Origin of the sequence: Pseudomonas wuhanensis (assembly GCF_030687395.1) — a bacterium.
In the GTDB taxonomy this organism is placed as follows: Bacteria; Pseudomonadota; Gammaproteobacteria; order Pseudomonadales; family Pseudomonadaceae; genus Aquipseudomonas; species Aquipseudomonas wuhanensis.
The window spans coordinates 1143042-1164154 of the sequence record NZ_CP117430.1 but is presented as its reverse complement, the minus strand read 5'-3'; the positions used below and the strand labels follow the sequence as shown (position 1 = coordinate 1164154).

At 59.7% G+C, this 21113-nt stretch carries 11 protein-coding genes; 5 read left to right on the top strand and 6 right to left on the bottom strand.

Annotated features, from left to right (window positions below):
* Positions 1–4: 4 nt before the first annotated feature.
* Both gmtZ and gmtX read left to right on the top strand, forming a co-directional pair.
* Entirely contained in the window at positions 5–2605 is a 2601-nt protein-coding gene (gene gmtZ / locus PSH88_RS05435; protein WP_305425251.1) for a gamma-mobile-trio integrase GmtZ, read from the top strand.
* The gene (gmtX, locus tag PSH88_RS05430) at positions 2602–3264 is read left to right on the top strand and encodes a gamma-mobile-trio protein GmtX (RefSeq protein WP_305425250.1); all 663 of its coding nucleotides are present in this window, start codon (positions 2602–2604) and stop codon (positions 3262–3264) included. Before gmtZ ends, gmtX begins: the two co-directional genes overlap by 4 nt.
* Before the next feature lie 190 nt (positions 3265–3454).
* Here the strand turns inward: gmtX and zapE are convergent, their stop codons facing one another.
* From zapE to PSH88_RS05415, 3 genes are all read right to left on the bottom strand, one after another.
* The gene (gene zapE, locus PSH88_RS05425) at positions 3455–4549 is read right to left on the bottom strand and encodes a cell division protein ZapE (protein ID WP_305425249.1); all 1095 of its coding nucleotides are present in this window, start codon (positions 4547–4549) and stop codon (positions 3455–3457) included.
* A 90-nt stretch (positions 4550–4639) separates the two neighbouring features.
* Positions 4640–5995, bottom strand: coding sequence for a tryptophan--tRNA ligase (locus PSH88_RS05420; protein WP_305425248.1), 1356 nt, complete (start codon positions 5993–5995; stop codon positions 4640–4642).
* Between the two features lie 24 nt (positions 5996–6019).
* Entirely contained in the window at positions 6020–6649 is a 630-nt protein-coding gene (locus tag PSH88_RS05415) for an alpha/beta hydrolase (protein WP_305425247.1), read from the bottom strand.
* Between the two features lie 144 nt (positions 6650–6793).
* On the opposite strand from PSH88_RS05415, the gene PSH88_RS05410 reads away from it, so the two are divergent.
* Positions 6794–7228, top strand: a complete 435-nt coding sequence (locus PSH88_RS05410) for a Z-ring associated ZapG family protein (RefSeq protein WP_305425246.1) — start codon at positions 6794–6796, stop codon at positions 7226–7228.
* Between the two features lie 273 nt (positions 7229–7501).
* Here PSH88_RS05410 and PSH88_RS05405 read toward each other — a convergent pair whose 3' ends face one another.
* Positions 7502–8224, bottom strand: coding sequence for a YiaD family glycine zipper/OmpA-like lipoprotein (locus tag PSH88_RS05405; protein ID WP_305425244.1), 723 nt, complete (start codon positions 8222–8224; stop codon positions 7502–7504).
* A gap of 116 nt (positions 8225–8340) precedes the next feature.
* Positions 8341–8985 carry an MBL fold metallo-hydrolase gene (locus PSH88_RS05400; RefSeq protein ID WP_305425243.1) on the bottom strand — a complete coding sequence of 215 codons (645 nt, stop codon included), beginning with the start codon at positions 8983–8985 and terminating at the stop codon, positions 8341–8343.
* Between the two features lie 214 nt (positions 8986–9199).
* On the opposite strand from PSH88_RS05400, the gene PSH88_RS05395 reads away from it, so the two are divergent.
* Together PSH88_RS05395 and PSH88_RS05390 are read left to right on the top strand one after the other, a co-directional pair.
* Positions 9200–15202, top strand: a complete 6003-nt coding sequence (locus PSH88_RS05395) for a M10 family metallopeptidase (RefSeq protein ID WP_305483481.1) — start codon at positions 9200–9202, stop codon at positions 15200–15202.
* Positions 15203–15277: 75 nt separating this feature from the next.
* Positions 15278–18169 (top strand): beta strand repeat-containing protein, encoded by a 2892-nt coding sequence (locus PSH88_RS05390; RefSeq protein ID WP_305483480.1) that lies wholly within the window; start codon positions 15278–15280, stop codon positions 18167–18169.
* Positions 18170–18242: 73 nt separating this feature from the next.
* Here the strand turns inward: PSH88_RS05390 and PSH88_RS05385 are convergent, their stop codons facing one another.
* Positions 18243–20981, bottom strand: coding sequence for a winged helix-turn-helix domain-containing protein (locus PSH88_RS05385; RefSeq protein ID WP_305425239.1), 2739 nt, complete (start codon positions 20979–20981; stop codon positions 18243–18245).
* Positions 20982–21113 lie beyond the last annotated feature (132 nt).

Genomic DNA, 21113 nt, shown 5'->3' with positions numbered 1-21113 from the left:
CTTCATGGATGAGAACGAAAATGTGACAGATCAGGGAGCATCCGCCCAACCGACCTCCAAGGTAAAAGGGGTTAAGCGTAATACGGATATAACCCTCAGCTGGGTCGGGCGGGATTACCCTCAACTCGCCACCTGGCGTGACTTGGCGGTGCTGTGGTTAGAAGGTGAAACAACTGGCATCGCCAAAAGGCTGAGAGCCTTTGTGTCCTTCTTTGAGCGCTACCTTGTCCAGCAGAGGCTGCCGCTTGATCCCGCGGTGCTCCTAGCGCGCACCACCCTCCTGCCCGATTTCTACCGTACGGCCTGTCCGAATTCAGAAGAAGGCATCCAGTACAATAATGTCATCCACGCCTTCCTGCACTTTGTGCTACTGCATGAACTCAGCGAAGCCAACGACTATGGCGAACCAGTTGTGTCTCCTGCTTTTCACAACCCGGTGCCACGTCTTTCTGACTCCGAGGTGCGGATGAGGCGGGATGAGAGCGTTCATTCGCCTCTGCCCTATGGCTACATCGACGAACTGCGGCAGATGCTCGCCGCAGGACCGCATTTCCGTGACTGGCATTGGGCGCAAAGTGCACTCGGTGTTGAAACTGGTCAACGCGTGCGTTCTGGTCCCGACTGGTTTGAGGTGACCGAAGAGCAGATTGACCGGAACGATCCGGACTGCGTGTGGCGCGAGATCCCGATGAAGAACGGCACTCGTCTAGAAATGTGGAGCCCAGTCCGCTGGGTGGCATTGATCGCGAAGCTCATCGTGCCGTTGCGCACATTTCAAGTCCGGATGCTCGACTCGGGCGAAGCAGACACCTGGCGCTACGCGGCAGGAAACTGGACGTTAAATCATAGCCGGCTTGCGCAGGGCAACGAACGCCGGCCACTGCAACAGGGCGTATTCCGCCGCAGTCAACCTTTGGCCGATGGCGAAGCGGTCTCGGCCATGCTCTACATCAATACCAATAAGACCGCCGACATCGCCAAGTCCGGCCCGGAGAAGGGTTACGTGTTGCCATGGTTCTTCGGCGGGCTAGAGCATCAGGACGTCTTCTACTGGCTGGAAAAGCTGCGCAACTGGCAGGAGCATTACAACCCCATCCCTCGACGCACGGCATGGACGGAGTTAGACGGCCGCCACATCAGTGCGAAGAGCCGTGTGCAACTGGCGGCCTACCCCGACTCCTGCTTTCTCTTTCGTCTGCCTGAGTCTGGTATTTACGAGCGTCAACTTCCGTTAAAGGAAACTACGTTGTCCCCAGCCTGGTTCCGCCTACTCGAAGCACTCGAACAGCGGCTTGCCGACCGGGAAGAAACCCATAGCAACGGTACGCCGATTCGATTCCTACCACCGCAGGAAGAACAGAACAACGGATTGACAACCCTCTTTCCATTACACAGCCTCCGCGTCTCTCTCATCACCGCGCTGGCACTCGAAGGTCAGGTTCCGTTCGCGGTACTGCAAAAGCTCGTCGGCCACAGCCGCCTGATAATGACTTTGTATTACACAAAGCCAGGCGCAACCCGCATCCACGACATGCTGCTCGATGCGGCAGAGCGGCTGAATGCGAATAAAGAGGCGAGTATCCAGAACTTCTTGCTCGACACCGAGTACGACGAACTCCTTCAAAAGGCCATCTGCAACAATGTTCCTAGTCTCGCTGCCGCCATCCCGCAGCATCCAGCTGCGCGCAATTTAGTGGGCTGGATGCCGATGCATCACGGCCTGTGCCTGGCTGGTGGCAACACCAGCGAAATCGAGGATAACGGCGTAGTTGGCGGTTGCTACAACGGTGGCCCTAATTTCGGCTCAGCTTCAAATCCGAAGCACGGGCCCGTTCCGGGTGGCAGCCGTAACTGTGTGCGCTGTCGCTGGTTTGTGACCGAACCGCATTACATGCCAGCGCTTGTTGCCCACTTCAATACACTCGCTTATCACTTTGATGAGGCGCGCAACCTTTGCCTCACTCGTGAGAATGAACTCCAAGGCTTGAAGAAGCAGAAAGCTGAAGCGGAAGACGCTGGTCAGCCGTTTGCGTATATGGGTGCCCACCGGCAAGCAGAGCGTGTCTGGGAGAGCACAATGAAGCGTTTTAGTGACCTAGCAGAGGATCTTGTAGCCTGCTGGCGTCTTATTGAACGCTGCAAGATGGCGCTTGAAGCCCCGCAGGGTCACGGCAACCAATTGGTGGCCGCTGGTGGAATTGGGGACTTGCACATTGCCTTTCAGGAGACTGAGTCGGAATTGCTCCAGCTCGCTGGCGTCTGTGAAAACATCGCACTCTACCCCGACCTTGAATCCGGCAAGGCAGTGTTTCGCCGTAGCCAGTTGCTGGATTCAGTTCTCTACCGACAAGACCTACCGCCCATGTTCATGCTGTTGAACGAACAGGAGCAACTAATTGCCGGCAACGCCTTCCTGCTCCGCCTTGGGCAGCAGATGAATCCAGCGAACCCCGTTCTTGGTCAGCGGGAAGTAATTCGATTGATAGATGCAGGCGAGAGCCTCAGCCAGCAATTCGACATGGATCTTGCCATGCTGTTGCCCACAAAAAATAGGGGCCAGGCGTTCCCTGCTGAGCACGATATCCTCATGGTAAATGACGCATGAATCGAAAGATGGACATCCACCCAGACGCAGTCCTTGAGTCTCTGCTCGCCAAAGGCGGGCGCTCAAACCGGCGGTCTAACTTGGCGAAAATGCACGAGCTTTGTCGCAAGCAGCATGAAGTTGGCTCCCGCGACTTCTCATTGCCGGTCATCGGTCGTTTGGCCGAAGCCGAGGGCATCTTGAAGGGCCGCGCGCTCTACAACGCGCAATCGGCAGATTACAAGGCGCTCATTGAAGCATGGGCTGCATACGCTGGGCCTCCCATGCCCAAGCCGCAAAAGTTGCTAGCGAGCCATGAGTACCTGATGCGTATCGAAGAACCAGCCATCCGCTCCATCATGCAGGCCATCATCTCTGAGCGGGATAAGCTCAAGGCGCAACTCAACGTCTTGAAGTCCAGCACGCAGGTAACAGTGGACCGGCGCCCGCTGGGCGCAACTATCGTGGCGGCGCCTGGCGAACACCCACTGGCTGTACTCGCCCCATCGGCTCAACTGACTCCGACGGAGCGCGAAGCCTTAGAAAAGGCGGTATCACCTAACTACCTTGAGGAGCGAGGTTTTCAAGAGGGTAGTCACGGGGAAATCGTCAATGAGCGCGGCCGAACAATGTTCGAGGTGGGTTTTGCCCGAGCAATCCGAAAAGTTCTTGGTGTCTGAAGTCGACGGATTCATGTTTCGATGCATTACGATGTATTCATACATCGTAATGCTTTGGCGGACTGAAGCCCCGGTTACTAAGGTCTGTTGGCCACTTCTCCCTACTCTAAACAAGAGATATGTATGTTTAGGGTATAAGTGGCATTGCAGGCCTTTTTAGTTTCCGAACCATTCTACTGTTTTGAGACGCTTATGGCTTATGCGCCCGGGACAGGAACTCGTGGGATTGCATCTCCAGCAAACGGCTAAGCGTGCGCTGGAACTCGAAGTTCAGGCGACCACCGGTATAGAGGTCTTTAAGCTCGACTTCGGCAGAAATGATCAGCTTCACGTTGCGGTCGTAAAACTCATCGACCATGTTGATAAAGCGTCGGGCGATGTCGTCGGTGGTGACGCTCATCTGCTCGACATCGCTGAGCAACACGGCGTGGAAAATCTTGCCCAGTTCGATGTAATCATTCTGGCTGCGCGGGCCGTCGCAGAGTTCGCGGAAGTCGAACCAGGCCACGTCATCGCAAGTGCGCACGGCACGGATTTCACGGTTCTCGATCACCAGTACGTCGTTCTCGATGGCTGCCGTGCATTCTGGCGTCAAGGCCCGGAAGCTCTTGCGCAGGCTTTCCTGGGCAGCGTCATCCAGCGGAAAGTGGAACAGCTCCGCTTGCTCGAGGTGACGCAAACGGTAATCGACGCCGCTATCGACGTTGACGATCTCGGTGTTCTGCTTGATCAGCGCAATGGCCGGCAGGAAACGCGCACGCTGCAGACCGTCCTTGTACAGGCCATCCGGCACGATGTTCGACGTCGCGACCAGGGTCACGCCGTTCTTGAACAACTCTTCCATCAACGTGCCAAGGATCATCGCGTCGGTGATGTCGGAGACGAAAAACTCATCGAAACAAATTACTCGCGACTCATCGGAGAAGCGCTTGGCGATGGTGGTCAGCGGGTTTTTCTCGCCACCCAGGGTCTTCATCTCTTCATGCACGCGCTTCATGAAGCGGTGGAAGTGAGTGCGAGTCTTTTCCTTGAACGGCAGCGCTTCGAAGAAGGTGTCGACCAGATAAGTCTTGCCGCGACCCACGCCGCCCCAGAAGTACAGGCCCTTGACCGGCACCTGGTCTTTCTTGCCAAACAGTTTGCCGAGCAGGCTCGGTTTGTTCTGCGAGGCCGCGACCAGATCGTCGTACAGGCGCTGCAAATGACGCACCGCCGTTTCCTGGGCAGCATCGTGGAAGAATTCCGGGCGTTTCAGATCAGCTTGATATCGTTCTAGGGGCGTCATAATTCGTTAGCAAGGCAACAAAAACGGGCCGTCACTGTAGCGACGGCCCGTGGGAATGGCAATCGGCCCTTGGTCGGACCGAGCCGTTGATTATTCCTGAACCGGTGTCAGGGCAATGCGCAAAGCACCGATGGCAGCATCGCGAGCAGCGCTGTCAGCGAAGGCCGGACTGTCGGCAATGCACTCGCCTTCCAGCCAGACGCTGAAGCTCAGGTCTTCACTGCGTACGTCCAATGGCTGACCAGATTGCAGTTGCTTCGTCACTTGCCCTGCGGTTTTACCGTCGGCGAAGTTGCGCGACAACAACAGTTGCTCGCCATCGGCCGCCAGCAGACGGAAGCGGAAACTGCCGTCGTCTTCGCGGAAGCTGACGAAGCGCGCGGTTTTCGCGGCTTTCTTCTTGGTGGTCGCTGCGACTTGGGTCTGGGCGACGAAAGAACGCAGGCCAACCGCTTCACGCAGTTCGTGGAGGAACGGCGTCGCAACCGAGCGGGCCTTTTTGGCACCGATCTGCAGCATGTCTTCCAGATCCGCCGGGCGTTCGATCAGCTGGTGATAACGCTCGCGGGACTCGCCCAATTCGCTGTCGAGCAGTTGGAACAGACGATTCTTCGCCTCGCCCCAACCCAGGCCCTGGAGCAATTCGCTGCGGAATTCGTCGGATTGTGCCGGCGTAGCGAAGGCCTGGAACAGGGTGAACAGGTGCGAATTGTCCGGATCTTTGGCTTCGCCCGGGGCACGGGAGTCAGTAACGATCCGCGAAATCGCGTCCTTCATCTCTTTGGCGCTGCTGAACAACGGAATGGTGTTGTCGTAGCTCTTCGACATCTTGCGACCGTCGAGCCCTGGCAAGGTGGCGACGCTTTCCTCGATCAACGCTTCAGGCATGGTGAAGAACTCTTTGCCCTGGCCGAACAAGTGGTTGAAGCGCTGGCCGATGTCCCGGGCCATTTCCACGTGCTGGATCTGGTCACGACCGACCGGCACTTTGTGGGCGTTGAACATCAGAATGTCCGCAGCCATCAGCACCGGGTAGCTGTACAAGCCCATGGTGATGCCGGCGTCCGGGTCTTCACCGGTCTCGACGTTCTTGTCCACCGAGGCCTTGTAGGCATGGGCGCGGTTGAGCAGGCCCTTGGCGGCCACGCAGGTCAGCAGCCAGGTCAGTTCAGGGATTTCCGGGATGTCGGACTGGCGATAGAAAGTCACGCGGTCCACGTCCAGGCCACCAGCCAGCCAGGTCGCGGCGATTTCCAGACGCGAGCGCTGGATGCGCAGCGGGTCATCGCATTTGATCAGGGCGTGGTAGTCGGCCAGGAAGTAGAACGAATCGGCATTGCTGTCACGGCTGGCCAGGATCGCCGGGCGAATGGCGCCGGCGTAGTTGCCCAGGTGCGGCGTGCCAGTAGTGGTGATGCCGGTGAGGATACGGGTACGAGTCGTCATGGGTAATCGCTTGTCAGACTGCAATCAATTCGAAAGACGCGGCAGGATCAGATCCTTGAGATCGGTCAGCTTGCCATGAAAAAAGTGTCCGCATTCTGCCACTTTCAGCAGCTCATGGGGGCGATCGAGTGTGTCGGACCAATCGTAAACCAGTTGCGGATCGATCACTTCGTCGGTTTCCGGCTGGATCAGGGTCAATGTGCCTTGTTGCGGCAGTTGATCCTGGTCGCCCAAACGCATGACGGCGGGCGCGACCATGAACAAATGCTTGAGCTGCTCGCCCTTGGCTTCCAGGCGACCGCCGAGACTTGCTGCAACAAAACCGCCGAAGGAGAAACCGAACAGGGTCAAAGGTATTTCAGGATGTTTGCCCCGCAGCCACTCGGCTGCCGCCTGGGCATCGTCGACTTCGCCAGTGCCCATGTCGTGCGTGCCGTCACTGGTGCCGACGCCACGGTAGTTGAAACGCAAAGTAATCAAACCGGCGTCGCGCGCGGTGCGCTGCAAGGTCGAGACGACTTTATTGAGCATGGTGCCGCCCTGCACCGGGTTTGGGTGGCAAATCAGCGCCAGGCCACGGGGCTGGTCATTATTCAGGTAAAGGGCTTCTAGCTGGCCGACCGGGCCATCAATTACTACAGGGGTTTCGCGCATAAGCAAGGAAGGAACTCCGTGACCTCGAATCGGGTCGACTCGTCTAGCCAATTGTCTGTGCCAATCTATTGCGAGTGAATCGCGGTATACAGCGCAGGTTCGAGCCGTTAACGTAAAGCAAAGCCGTTTATAGAGGAAGGACTCGTGGAACACTCGCTCTTAGTTTGGTTGTTGCCGACTCTTGCCCTGGTTGTGGGTGTCGCCATTGGATTCCTGATCGCTCGCCTGGTGCCGAATGCCGCGCCTAACCGCACGCAACGTCAGCTGGATGACATTCAGGAACGTTTTGACAAGTATCAGAACGAAGTGGTCACCCACTTCAACAGCACTGCAACCCTGGTCAAGAAGCTGACTCAGAGCTATCAGGAAGTGCAGGATCATCTCGCCGAGGGCGCCAACCGCCTGGCCCTGGACGAGCAGACTCGCCAACGCTTGCTGGCTGCCCTGCACGCCGACGCGGCGCAGGCTCCACGGGAACGCCTGACGCCACCGCGCGATCAGGAACCGCCTCGCGACTACGCCCCCAAAGCCCCGAACGCGCCGGGCATGCTCGATGAGCATTACGGCCTGAAGAAGTAATCAGGTTTCGCGCGACATGAAAAAGCCCTCGGATGAGTGATCGTCCGAGGGCTTTTTTTGTTTCTGATCGATATCTCTGGTGCCTGTCAGGGCCTCTTCGCGAGCAAGCCCGCTCCCACAGTGTTCTTCGTCGATCACAAAATAGTGGTCAAACACAAATCCTGTGGGAGCGGGCTTGCTCGCGAAGAGGCCTGAGCAGACGACACAAAAAACCCGCCCGACCTGTTGAGGATCGGGCGGGCCTTTAACGCCTGGGGTTCAGTCAGACGGGTTTTAGTACTGCTGAACTGGTTGACCCTGCTGCTGATATTCCTGACCCGGAATCGGCTTCAGGTTGACCTCGACGCGACGGTTCTGAGCCCGGCCATTCACATCACCATTGCTTGCAATCGGGTTATCCGGCCCAGCACCACGTGCCGACAGGTTGGCGCCGCTGACACCCTGAGAGGTCAGGTAAGTCGCTACGCTCTGCGCACGACGCTGGGACAGGTCCATGTTGTGCTGACGACTGCCGGTGCTGTCGGTGTAGCCGACGATCTCGATCTGGTTCTGGTTGAACTCCTTGAGCGAGCCCGCCAGGTTGTTCAGCGGCTGGTAGAAGCTCGACGCGATGTTCGCCGAATCGGTGGCAAACGTGATGTTGCCCGGCATGATCAGCTTGATCTGATCGCCTTGGCGCTGCACTTCAACCCCAGTGTTGGCCATGCTGGCCCGCAACTTTTTCTCCTGCTGGTCGGCGTAGTAACCGTAACCGGCGGCGGAAGCCCCCACCACGGCGGCGCCAATCAGCGCGCCCTTGCCACGGTTATCGTGACCGATGGCTGCACCGGCCAGCGCACCGGCCAAGGCGCCGAGGCCACCGTATTTGGCGGTTTTGCTCATGCCCGTGGAGCCGCCATCAGCCTGACCCTGGTTGTCATAAGGGTTCTGCGATGCGCAACCGGACAACAAAGCCACAGCAGTAGCGACAATAATCAAACGACGCGAGGTGAACATGGAGAGCTCCTACTTTTTTGCATTCTGTGGTGCAGCGGACTTAAGCAATGAACCTTTGCGGGCGTTGGATCATGGCCAACGCCAAAAATTCCGTCGTGCCTTTCACAACTGCATCTTCAGGCTCGTACAAAGGGGTTACCGCGCATTTCATCGCCCAGACAGGTGTCTGGACCATGACCGGTCACCACCGTCGCCTCTTCATCGAGGGTATACAACCGTTGCTTGATCGAACGCACGAGAGTCGCCTGATCGCCTCCCCATAAATCCGTGCGCCCTACCCCGCGCCTGAACAGCGTATCACCGGCTATCAGCAGCTTAGCCTCTGAAAACCAGAAGCTCATGGAACCTGGTGTATGACCCGGCGTGTGCAACGCCACACCACACCCGCAAGCCAGCTCTTCATCGTCGGCCAACCAGCGATCTGGCGATGGCACGGGGGTGTAAGGCACACCGAACATCTGGCACTGCATTTCCAGGTTGTCCCAGAGGAATTGATCTTCTTTATGCAGGTGCAGCGTCGCGCCGGTTTTCTCCTTGAGCTGCCCGGAAGCCAGGAAGTGATCGAGGTGCGCGTGGGTGTGAATGATGCTGACCACCTTCAGGCCCAAGGCGTCGAGTCGCGCGAGGATAAGTTCGTGATTGCCGCCCGGGTCGACGACGATGGCTTTTTTGGTGATCGGGTCGCCGATGATTGTGCAGTTGCACTGCAACGGCCCGACGGGAAAGGTTTCGCGGATGAGCGCTGGGGTCGGAACGTTCATGGGAGGTCCTGATTAGTCAATTTCGAACAGGATACCAGCGCGCATTCCTCAAGACTCACTTGCGCATGCCGACACAGATTTACCAGCCAGTTTTTTGACGTCATCAATAAAAAAATAGTGGCCACGTGATATCAATTGACGCTGACTCTGGTGCAAAATCGCTTTCTTGTAGCGGCCAATACAGGACGGTCGCAGCCCTCTCAGGATCTTTAAAATGTCGTCTCCTCTTGGTTACGTTTTAACAAAGCCATCTGTTCTGACCGGTAACCAACAAGTCGACAGCCTGATCTACGGCACTTCCTGGCTGAGCCCGGACTTTGGCGCAGACATCTTCGCGACACGGCTGACCTATAGTTTCCTCAACCCCCAATCGTACTTCGCTACCAAGTACAGCATTGAAAATGAATTCCTGAACAGTTTCTCCCTGACATCGGCCCAACAAAACGCCGTAACCGCTGCGCTTGGCGCCTGGAGCGCGGTGGCTAATGTCAAGTTCACTCTGGTCAGTGACAACCTCAACACCGTGGGCGACTTGCGATTCGGCGGCTATTGGGGCATGGACGACGATGCCGCTGCCTGGGCCTACCTCCCCGACCGGACACCGTCGGGCGGGGATGTCTGGATCAGCCCGGACACGAACAACTCCGCCCCCGTCAAAGGCACCTACGACTTCATGACGTTCGTGCATGAAATAGGTCATGCCCTGGGTCTCAAGCATCCATTCGAGTCGAGCCAATCCAACAGCACGCTGATCTCGCCCCTGCTCGACGATACGCATTACACGCTCATGAGCTACAACAATGCGTATTCCTATCAGCCGACGACACCGATGCTGCTGGATATTCTCGCTATCCAGAAGCTTTACGGCGCCAACATGCTTTGGCAAACCGGCAACAACGTCTATCGCTGGGCACCGGACCAATCAGTGTTCGAAACTATCTGGGATGCCGGCGGCAACGATACGATCGATGCCAGCAACCAGCTGGCGGCCGTCAGACTGAACCTCAATGAGGGCGAATTCAGCAATATCGGCAAGGCATTCGTCGACATTGCGAACCTGGAACTGATCAATGACGGGCTGGCGATCGCCTTTGGCGCCAAAATCGAAAATGCTACCGGTTCGGCCTTTGACGATGAGCTGATCGGCAATGCACTGAATAACGTTCTCGATGGCGGTGCAGGCCAAGACATCATGATTGGCGGTGCAGGCAACGACGTTTATGTTGTGGATAACGTTGATGACGTAGTGGTGGAAACCAGCACCTCGCTGAGCGAAATCGACACGGTCATGTCGTCCATCAGCTACGCCCTGGGCAGCAGTAGCAATCTGGAGTACCTGATCCTCAGCGGCGGCGATAATCTGGACGGTACCGGCAATGCCCTGAGCAACCGCCTCGTGGGTAACAACGGCAATAACACATTGGACGGCAGCCTCGGCGCCGACGTGATGATTGGCGGCTCCGGTAACGACACCTACATCGTCGACAACCTCAAGGACGTAGTCACCGAAACCAGCACCCTGATATCTGAAATCGACACCGTGCGTTCCTCGGTGAGCTGGACCCTGGGTGCCAACCTGGAAAACCTCACCCTCACTGGTAGCGACAACCTCACCGGTGTCGGCAACACCCTGAACAACACCCTGCTCGGCAACGCCGGCAACAACGTGCTCAACGGCGCAGCGGGCCTGGACACGCTGAGCGGCGGCGCCGGCGACGACATCTACGTCCTCGACCAGGCCGGCGAACTGGCGTTGCTGCAGGATGACGTTGATCAAGGTAGCGACCTGCTGTACATCAACTACACCTCGACCCTGGCCGCCAGCACCGTCGATCTCACTCAAAGCAACCTGCAAAACGTCGAAAATGTCACCGTCACCGGCCTCGGCAACTTCACCGTGATCGGCAACGATCTGGACAACATCCTGACCGGCAACAGCTACGACAATACCCTGCTGGGCGGGGCCGGCAACGACTGGCTGGATGGCTGGGCCGGGGCTGACAAGCTCAGTGGCGGCAGCGGCGACGACATTTATGTCATCTACAATAATGGTGTACAAGTCACCGAACTGGCTGACGAAGGCCACGACCTGATCCTGACGGCGGTTAGCTATTATTTGGAAGACAATGTCGAGGATGGCGTGCTGCTCGGTTCTGCAGCGCTGAGCCTCACAGGCAACGAACTCGACAACAGCCTGACCGGCAACACCGCCGCCAACATCCTCGACGGCCGGGGCGGGGCCGACACCCTGGACGGCGGTGCGGGTAACGATACCTACTACGTTGACAACCTCGGCGACACGGTGATCGAACGCGGCACCTCGCTGAGCGAAATCGACACGGTCGCATCGTCGATCAGCTACACCCTGGGCAGCAACCTCGAGAACCTGACCCTTATCGACTTCGACGACCTGAATGCTACCGGTAATGCCCTGAATAACCGTCTTGTCGGTAACCGCGGCGACAACACCCTGGACGGCGGCCTTGGCGTCGACGTCATGATCGACGACAGCGGCAGCGACACCTACATCGTCGACAACCTCAAGGACGTGGTCATTGAGACCGGCTTCTGGCTGTGGGATATCGACACCGTGCGCTCCTCGGTGAGCTGGACCCTGGGTGCCAACCTGGAAAACCTCACTCTCACGGGCAGCGATAACCTCAACGGCGTCGGCAACACCCTGCGTAACGTTCTGACCGGCAACAGCGGCAACAACACCCTCAACGGCGCGGCGGGCCTGGACACGCTGAGCGGCGGAGCCGGCGACGACACCTACGTCCTCGACCAATTCGGCGAACTGGCGCTGCTGCAGGAAACGGCCGATCAGGGCCGCGACCTGCTGAACATCAGCTACGCCTCGACCTCGACCACCAGCACCGTCGACCTCAGCCAAACCAGCCTGCAAAACGTCGAAAACGTCACCCTCACCGGCCTCGGTGCCTTCACCGTGATCGGCAACGACCTGAACAACACCTTGCTCGGCAACGCCTCCGTCAACACCCTGCAAGGCGGGGTCGGCAACGACTGGCTGGATGGCGGCGTGGGCGCCGACATCCTCAGCGGCGGCAGCGGCGATGACACCTACGTCATCGACAATGCCGCCGACAAAGTCCTTGAACTGGCCGACGAAGGTCGTGACCTGATCACGGCGGTGAGCTACACCCTCTCGGCCAACGTCGAAGACGGCGTGCTGCTCGGCGTCGCCGCGTTGAACCTCACGGGTAATGAGCTCGACAACAGCCTCACCGGCAACGCCGCCGCCAACATTCTCGATGGCAAGGCTGGCGCCGACACCCTGGACGGCGGTGCGGGTAACGACACCTACCTCGTCGACAACCTCGGCGACACAGTGATCGAACGCGGCACCTCGCTGGCGGAGATCGACACGGTGCTGTCGTCGATCAGCTACACCCTGGGCAGCAACCTCGAGAACCTGACCCTCACCGGCAGCGACAATCTGGACGGTACCGGCAATGCCCTGAGCAACCGCCTCGTGGGTAACAACGGCAATAACACATTGGACGGCAGCCTCGGCGCCGATGTGATGATTGGCGGCTCCGGCAATGACACCTACATCGTCGACAACCTCAAGGACGCGGTCACCGAGACCAGCATCCTGGCGAGCGAAATCGACACCGTGCGTTCCTCGGTGAACTGGACCCTGGGTGCCAACCTGGAAAACCTCACTCTCACGGGCAGCGACAACCTCACCGGTATCGGCAACACCCTGAACAACGCAATCATTGGCAACAGCGGCAACAACGTGCTCAACGGTGGCACGGGGCTGGACACACTGAGCGGCGGCGCCGGCGACACCTACGTCCTCGACCAATTCGGCGAACTGGCGCTGCTGCAGGAAACGGCCGATCAGGGCCGCGACCTGCTGAACATCAGCTACGCCTCGACGTTGACCACCAGCACCGTCGACCTCAGCCAAACCAGCCTGCAAAACGTCGAAAACGTCACCCTCACCGGCCTCGGTGCCTTCACCGTGATCGGCAACGACCTGAACAACACCTTGCTCGGCAACGCCTCCGTCAACACCCTGCAAGGCGGGGCCGGCAACGACTGGCTGGATGGCGGCGTGGGCGCCGACATCCTCAGCGGCGGCAGCGGCGATGACACCTACGTCATCGACAATGCCGCCGACAAAGTCCTTGAACTGGCCGACGAAGGTCGTGACCTGATCAGGACGGCGGTGAGCTACACCCTCTCGGCCAACGTCGAAGACGGCGTGCTGCTCGGCGTCGCCGCGTTGAACCTCACGGGTAATGAGCTCGACAACAGCCTCACCGGCAACGCCGCCGCCAACATTCTCGATGGCAAGGCTGGCGCCGACACCCTGGACGGCGGTGCGGGTAACGACACCTACCTCGTCGACAACCTCGGCGACACAGTGATCGAACGCGGCACCTCGCTGGCGGAGATCGACACGGTGCTGTCGTCGATCAGCTACACCCTGGGCAGCAACCTCGAGAACCTGACCCTCACCGGCAGCGACAATCTGGACGGTACCGGCAATGCCCTGAGCAACCGCCTCGTGGGTAACAACGGCAATAACACATTGGACGGCAGCCTCGGCGCCGATGTGATGATTGGCGGCTCCGGCAATGACACCTACATCGTCGACAACCTCAAGGACGCGGTCACCGAGACCAGCATCCTGGCGAGCGAAATCGACACCGTGCGTTCCTCGGTGAACTGGACCCTGGGTGCCAACCTGGAAAACCTCACTCTCACGGGCAGCGACAACCTCACCGGTATCGGCAACACCCTGAACAACGCAATCATTGGCAACAGCGGCAACAACGTGCTCAACGGTGGCACGGGGCTGGACACACTGAGCGGCGGCGCCGGCGACGACACCTACGTCCTCGACCAATTCGGCGAACTGGCGCTGCTGCAGGAAACGGCCGATCAGGGCCGCGACCTGCTGAACATCAGCTACGCCTCGACGTTGACCACCAGCACCGTCGACCTCAGCCAAACCAGCCTGCAAAACGTCGAAAACGTCACCCTCACCGGCCTCGGTGCCTTCACCGTGATCGGCAACGACCTGAACAACACCTTGCTCGGCAACGCCTCCGTCAACACCCTGCAAGGCGGGGCCGGCAACGACTGGCTGGATGGCGGCGTGGGCGCCGACATCCTCAGCGGCGGCAGCGGCGATGACACCTACGTCATCGACAATGCCGTCGACAAAGTCCTTGAACTGGCCGACGAAGGTCGTGACCTGATCAGGACGGCGGTGAGCTACACCCTGTCGGCCAACGTCGAAGACGGCGTGCTGCTCGGCGTCGCCGCGTTGAACCTCACGGGTAATGAGCTCGACAACAGCCTCACCGGCAACGCCGCCGCCAACATTCTCGATGGCAAGGCTGGCGCCGACACCCTGGACGGCGGTGCGGGTAACGACACCTACCTCGTCGACAACCTCGGCGACACAGTGATCGAACGCGGCACCTCGCTGGCGGAGATCGACACGGTGCTGTCGTCGATCAGCTACACCCTGGGCAGCAACCTCGAGAACCTGACCCTCACCGGCAGCGACAATCTGGACGGTACCGGCAATGCCCTGAGCAACCGCCTCGTGGGTAACAACGGCAATAACACATTGGACGGCAGCCTCGGCGCCGACGTGATGATCGGCGGCAGCGGCAATGACACCTACATCGTCGACAACCTCAAGGACGCGGTCACCGAGACCAGCATCCTGGCGAGCGAAATCGACACCGTGCGTTCCTCGGTGAGCTGGACCCTGGGTGCCAACCTGGAAAACCTCACTCTCACGGGCAGCGACAACCTCACCGGTATCGGCAACACCCTGAACAACGCAATCATTGGCAACAGCGGCAACAACGTGCTCAACGGTGGCACGGGGCTGGACACACTGAGCGGCGGCACCGGCGACGACACCTACGTCCTCGACCAATTCGGCGAACTGGCGCTGCTGCAGGAAACGGCCGATCAGGGCCGCGACCTGCTGAACATCAGCTACGCCTCGACCTCGACCACCAGCACCGTCGACCTCAGCCAAACCAGCCTGCAAAACGTCGAAAACGTCACCCTCACCGGCCTCGGTGCCTTCACCGTGATCGGCAACGACCTGAACAACACCTTGCTCGGCAACGCCTCCGTCAACACCCTGCAAGGCGGGGCCGGCAACGACTGGCTGGATGGCGGCTGGGCGCTGACATCCTCAGCGGCGGCATGGTGACGACACCTATGTCATCGACAATGCCGTCGACAAGTTTGAAACACTGACGAAGGTCGTGACCTGATCAGGACGGCGGTGAGCTACACCCTCTCGGCCAACGTCGAAGACGGCGTGCTGCTCGGCGTCGCCGCGTTGAGCCTCACGGGTAATGAGCTCGACAACAGCCTCACCGGCAACGCCGCGGCCAACATTCTCGATGGCAAGGCTGGCGCCGACACCCTGGACGGCGGTGCGGGTAACGACACCTACCTCGTCGACAACCTCGGCGACACAGTGATCGAACGCGGCACCTCGCTGGCCGAGATCGACACGGTGCTGTCGTCGATCAGCTACACCCTGGGCAGCAACCTCGAGAACCTGACCCTCACCGGCAGCGACAATCTGGACGGTACCGGCAATGCCCTGAGCAACCGCCTCGTGGGTAACAACGGCAATAACACATTGGACGGCAGCCTCGGCGCCGACGTGATGATCGGTGGCAGCGGCAATGACACCTACATCGTCGACAACCTCAAGGACGCGGTCACCGAGACCAACATCCTGGCGAGCGAAATCGACACCGTGCGTTCCTCGGTGAGCTGGACCCTGGGTGCCAACCTGGAAAACCTCACTCTCACGGGCAGCGACAACCTCACCGGTATCGGCAACACCCTGAACAACGCAATCATTGGCAACAGCGGCAACAACGTGCTCAACGGTGGCACGGGGCTGGACACACTGAGCGGCGGCACCGGCGACGACACCTACGTCCTCGACCAATTCGGCGAACTGGCGCTGCTGCAGGAAACGGCCGATCAGGGCCGCGACCTGCTGAACATCAGCTACGCCTCGACCTCGACCACCAGCACCGTCGACCTCAGCCAAACCAGCCTGCAAAACGTCGAAAACGTCACCCTCACCGGCCTCGGTGCCTTCACCGTGATCGGCAACGACCTGAACAACACCTTGCTCGGCAACGCCTCCGTCAACACCCTGCAAGGCGGGGCCGGCAACGACTGGCTGGATGGCGGCTTGGGCGCTGACATCCTCAGCGGCGGCAGTGGTGACGACACCTATGTCATCGACAATGCCGTCGACAAGGTTTTTGAAAACACTGACGAAGGTCGTGACCTGATCAGGACGGCGGTGAGCTACACCCTCTCGGCCAACGTCGAAGACGGCGTGCTGCTCGGCGTCGCCGCGTTGAGCCTCACGGGTAATGAGCTCGACAACAGCCTCACCGGCAACGCCGCGGCCAACATTCTCGACGGCAAGGCCGGCGCAGACACCCTGGACGGCGGCCTCGGCGCAGACCTGATGATCGGCGGCTCCGGCAACGACACCTATATCGTCGACAACCTGAAGGACCTGATTACCGAGACCAACACCTTGGCGAGTGAAATCGACACCGTGCGCTCCTCGGTCAACTGGACCCTGAGTGCCAACCTGGAAAACCTCATACTTACCGGGATCAATAACCTCAACGGTGTCGGAAACGCTCTGGACAACATGCTGACCGGCAACGGCGGTAACAATGTGCTCAACGGTGGTGCGGGGCTGGACACACTGAGCGGCGGCGCCGGCGACGACACCTACGTCCTCGACCAATTCGGCGAACTGGCACTGTTGCAGGAAACGGCCGACCAGGGCCGCGACCTGCTGAACATCAGCTACGCCTCGACCTCGACCACCAGCACCGTCGACCTCAGCCAAACCAGCCTGCAAAACGTCGAAAACGTCACCCTCACCGGCCTCGGTGGCTTCACCGTGATCGGCAACGACCTGAACAACACCCTGCTCGGCAACGCCTCCGTCAACACCCTGCAAGGCGGGGGCGGCAACGACTGGCTGGATGGCGGCGTGGGCGCTGACATCCTCAGCGGCGGCAGTGGTGATGACACCTATGTCATTACTGATAACGCCACTAATGTCATCGAGTTGGCGGACGAAGGCCGCGACCTGATCCGTACAATGGTGAGCTACACCCTGTCGGCCAACGTCGAAGACAGCGTGCTGCTCGGCGCCGCCGCGTTGAACCTCACGGGTAATGAGCTCGACAACAGCCTCACCGGCAACGCCGCTGCCAACATCCTCGACGGCAAGGCCGGGGCCGACACTCTGGACGGCGGTGCCGGCAACGACACCTACCTCGTCGACAACCTCGGCGACACGGTGATCGAACGCGGCACCTCGCTGGCCGAGATCGACACGGTGCTGTCGTCGATCAGCTACACCCTGGGCAGCAACCTCGAGAACCTGACCCTCACCGACACTGACCACCTCGATGCTACCGGCAACGCCTTGGGCAACCGTCTGATCGGCAACTCAGGCAACAACGTTCTGGATGGCGGAACCGGCACCGACTTGATGAGCGGCGGCAGCGGCAATGACACCTACATCGTCGACAACCTCAAGGACGTGGTCACCGAGAGCAGCACCCTGGCGAGCGAAATCGACACCGTGCGCTCCTCGGTGAGCTGGACCCTGGGTACCAACCTGGAAAACCTCACCCTCACCGGCAGCAATAACCTCAACGGTGTCGGCAACACCCTGAATAACGTGCTGACCGGCAATAGCGGCAATAACCTGCTCAATGGCGGAGCGGGCAACGACCTGCTCGACGGTGGTGCGGGCAATGACCTACTGGTGGGAGGTCTGGGCGTAGACACCCTCACGGGCGGCTCTGGTGCCGACCGGTTTGTTTTCAATTTGCTAAGCGAGCTGGGCAAAAGGGCAGACAGTGACGTCATCACCGACTTCAGCAGCCTGCAGGGCGACAAGATCGACCTGTCGAAACTCGATGCCAATATCCTCACCACCGCGTTCAACGCCTTCACTTTCATTGACTCGAATGCATTCACAGGAGCAGGACAACTGCGCTTCGAAGATCATGTGCTGTACGGCAACGTCAACGGCACGCTGGGTGCAGACTTCGAAATCCAGCTGGTAGGCGTGGACACCTTTAGTGCCAACGATCTGGTGGCGTGACAACGGCAATACAATGAAAAACGCCTCGACTTGTTCGAGGCGTTTTGCTTTAAGAGATGCAGTTGTCCCTCAGCTAAGACAACACCCCCAACTCCTTCGCCCGAGCCACTGCCTGCGTGCGCCGTTCAACCCCCAGCTTACTGTTGATATGACTGGCATGGGTTTTCACCGTGTGCAGCGAAATAAACAACTGATCACTGATTTCCTGGTTCGAACACCCTTGGGCGATCAGTCGCAGAACGGCCAGTTCACGCGTACTGAGTTGTTCGGCAGCAGGCGATGACTCCACCATCGGCCGGGAGGTCATGGCCGGAAGTTTTTCCGAGAGACTCTGCGAAACGGCCGTCGGCGCACAGAGTTGAAGTTGCCCGCGCAGCCAGTCCGGGTGTTCGGCCAACAATGGGTCAAACGGTTGCAGGACACCCCCGGCGGCCGCTTCCAAAGCCCGGGCCAGCGCCTTGCGGGCCTCGGGTTCGCGCCCGCCCGCCAGCAACAGCATGATTTTCTGACTCAGCGCCATCACGCTGAGCATCTGCCGGCCGCTGTGCTGACCGTGTTCATGCAATGCGTTCAAGCGCCCTTCGGCGAGCATGGGCTGGCCTTTCATCACGTCCAGCACCGCCTGTTGCAGTTCAATGTGCAGTGGCAGTTGCGGATGGAACTCCGGGGGGGCCGCCGGGTGCTCGCCGTTGTAGGTCTGGCCCAATCGAGCGAGCCAGGCTTCGGCGAGGTCGGTGCGGCCCTGGGCCAGCCAGAGTTCACATTTGACCAGGGTGATCATCGCCAGGTAGTAAATCGGCGGGACGTCCCAAATGTGCATCAGGCGCTCGGCCTCGGCGAGTTCGGCGAAGGCTTTGGCGAATTCGCCGCTGCTGCCCTCCAGACGGGCAATCACGCAGTGGCCGATCAGCACGCTGATGTCGCGACAGGCCCGCGCTTCGCCCAGGCCCGCGAGCAAACGTGCTCGCGCGGCCTGGGGTTGCAAGCGCAGCGCCAGCAAAAAACCCTCGTATAAGGTCAGGCGCGCGCGCACCGCATACAGCCGTTGCGGGGATAAGCCTTGCAGGCGTTGCAGCCCTTGGCGGACTTCATCCAGTGAGCGAAGAATCTCCCCGCGCGCTTGCAGCACACGAGCGCGGTCGTAATGGGCCAGCGCCTCGAACAGCGGATTGCCGACCCGTTGCGCCAGCTCAAGGGATTCACGGTTCAGCCCCCGTGCCCGCCAGAGGTCGCTGTCGGCAATGGCCAGGTTGGACAATGTCGAGAGGCACATCAGGCGCTGCCCATAGCGTTTGGCCGGCAGGCTCTCCAGCGCTTCGGTGCAATAGAGCAACGTCAGCTCGCGGTTGCCTCGCCCCCGGGCAATGATGCCGCTCAAGGCCAGCCATTGCGCCAGCATGGATTTTTGCGCAGTGGCCGAAGGGGCCGGCAGGAAGCGGCTCAAATGGCTGGCCAGTTCCTCGGCGGCGTCCAGTTGGCAGGCCAGCCCCAACGCCCAGCTGTAGAGCACGATCAGCCGTGGTGTGCTGATCAGCAGGCTGTCGGGCAAGTCCATTTTCCAGCGCAACAGCATGCCGACGTTCTGCTCGGCCAGCAGCTGTTCTTCAGAGAGGTTTTGTACCAAATTTGCTGCAACGTCCAGATGCCCGGCACGCAACGCCTGCTCTACCGCTTCATCGAGTAACCCTTGGGCATTGAACCAGCGGCAGGCACGCAGATGCAGGCTGGCCGTCGGCACCATCGCCTGGGCGGTGGGCCGGCTGCGCAGCAAGTCGGAAAACAGGTGGTGATAGCGATACCAGTGACCATGTTCATCCAGCGGCACCAGAAACACCTGATGCGCCAGCAGGAAACGCAGGATCTCGGCGCTGTCATGGGCTTCGCGCACGGCGTCGCACAGCTCGCTGCAAAAGCGCTCTTGAGGTGCGGTGTCGTACAGGAATGACTGCACTTCGGCGGGCAGGCTATCGATGACTTCCTCGAGCAGGTAATCGCGAATCAGCCCTTCCCCACCGTACAGCGATTGGGGTAATGCGCCCTCGCTGCCCGCCTCGGAGGCCGCCAGCAGCCAGAAACGCAGCCCGGCCACCCAGCCTTCGCTGCGCTGGATCAAACTCTCCAGCGCCTCGCCACGCAATGAAATGCTGTGCCGATCAAGCAGGGTCAGGGCTTCATCGTGGGTCAGTCGAAGATCCTGCTCATGCAACTCGAGCAGTTGCCGCGACAGTCGCAGGCGTGCCAGATGCCAGTCGGGACGTTGCCGACTGGTGACCATGACCAGCAGACCATCGGGTAGATGATTGAGAAAAAATTGCAGGCAACGATCAAGCACCGGGCCCTGGGCCAGATGATAGTCATCGAGCACCAGCAGCAGCGGTGTGCTGGGTGAAAGGTGCACAGCCAGCTCATCGAGCAAACCGTCCAGCCATTCTTCGAAGGCGAACGGCTGATGACGCTGGCGCATTTTCAGCAACCCCAGCGCCTGGCTGCCCAGTTGCGGAAAATACTCCTGAAGACCTTCGAGCAATCGCTCAAGAAAACGACCAGGATCACTGTCCCGAGGACTTAACCCCAGCCACAGGCTTTGCCAGTGATCCGGCAACCCCTGGCAAAACTCCACCGCCAATGAACTCTTGCCGAACCCCGCCGGCGCACTGACCAGCAACAGCCTGCCACCGAGGCCGGCGCTCAGGCGCTCGCACAAACGCGGCCGCAGCACATGGCCGTCGGGCAGCGGAGGCCGGAAAAAGCGCCCGTCCAATGTGACGACGGCAACGCTTGCAGGGCCCGGAAGTGGGGACAGATCAGTCATGGCCGGCTCTTGTTTGAAAGGCTGATGGCGGCGTTACAGATGTCCGCAGCCTAGCGGTAAACGAAGAGCTATTGAAGGTTATTGCTACAAATGGCTACAAAAAGACTACGAACAAAAGTGTCGGTAAACCGG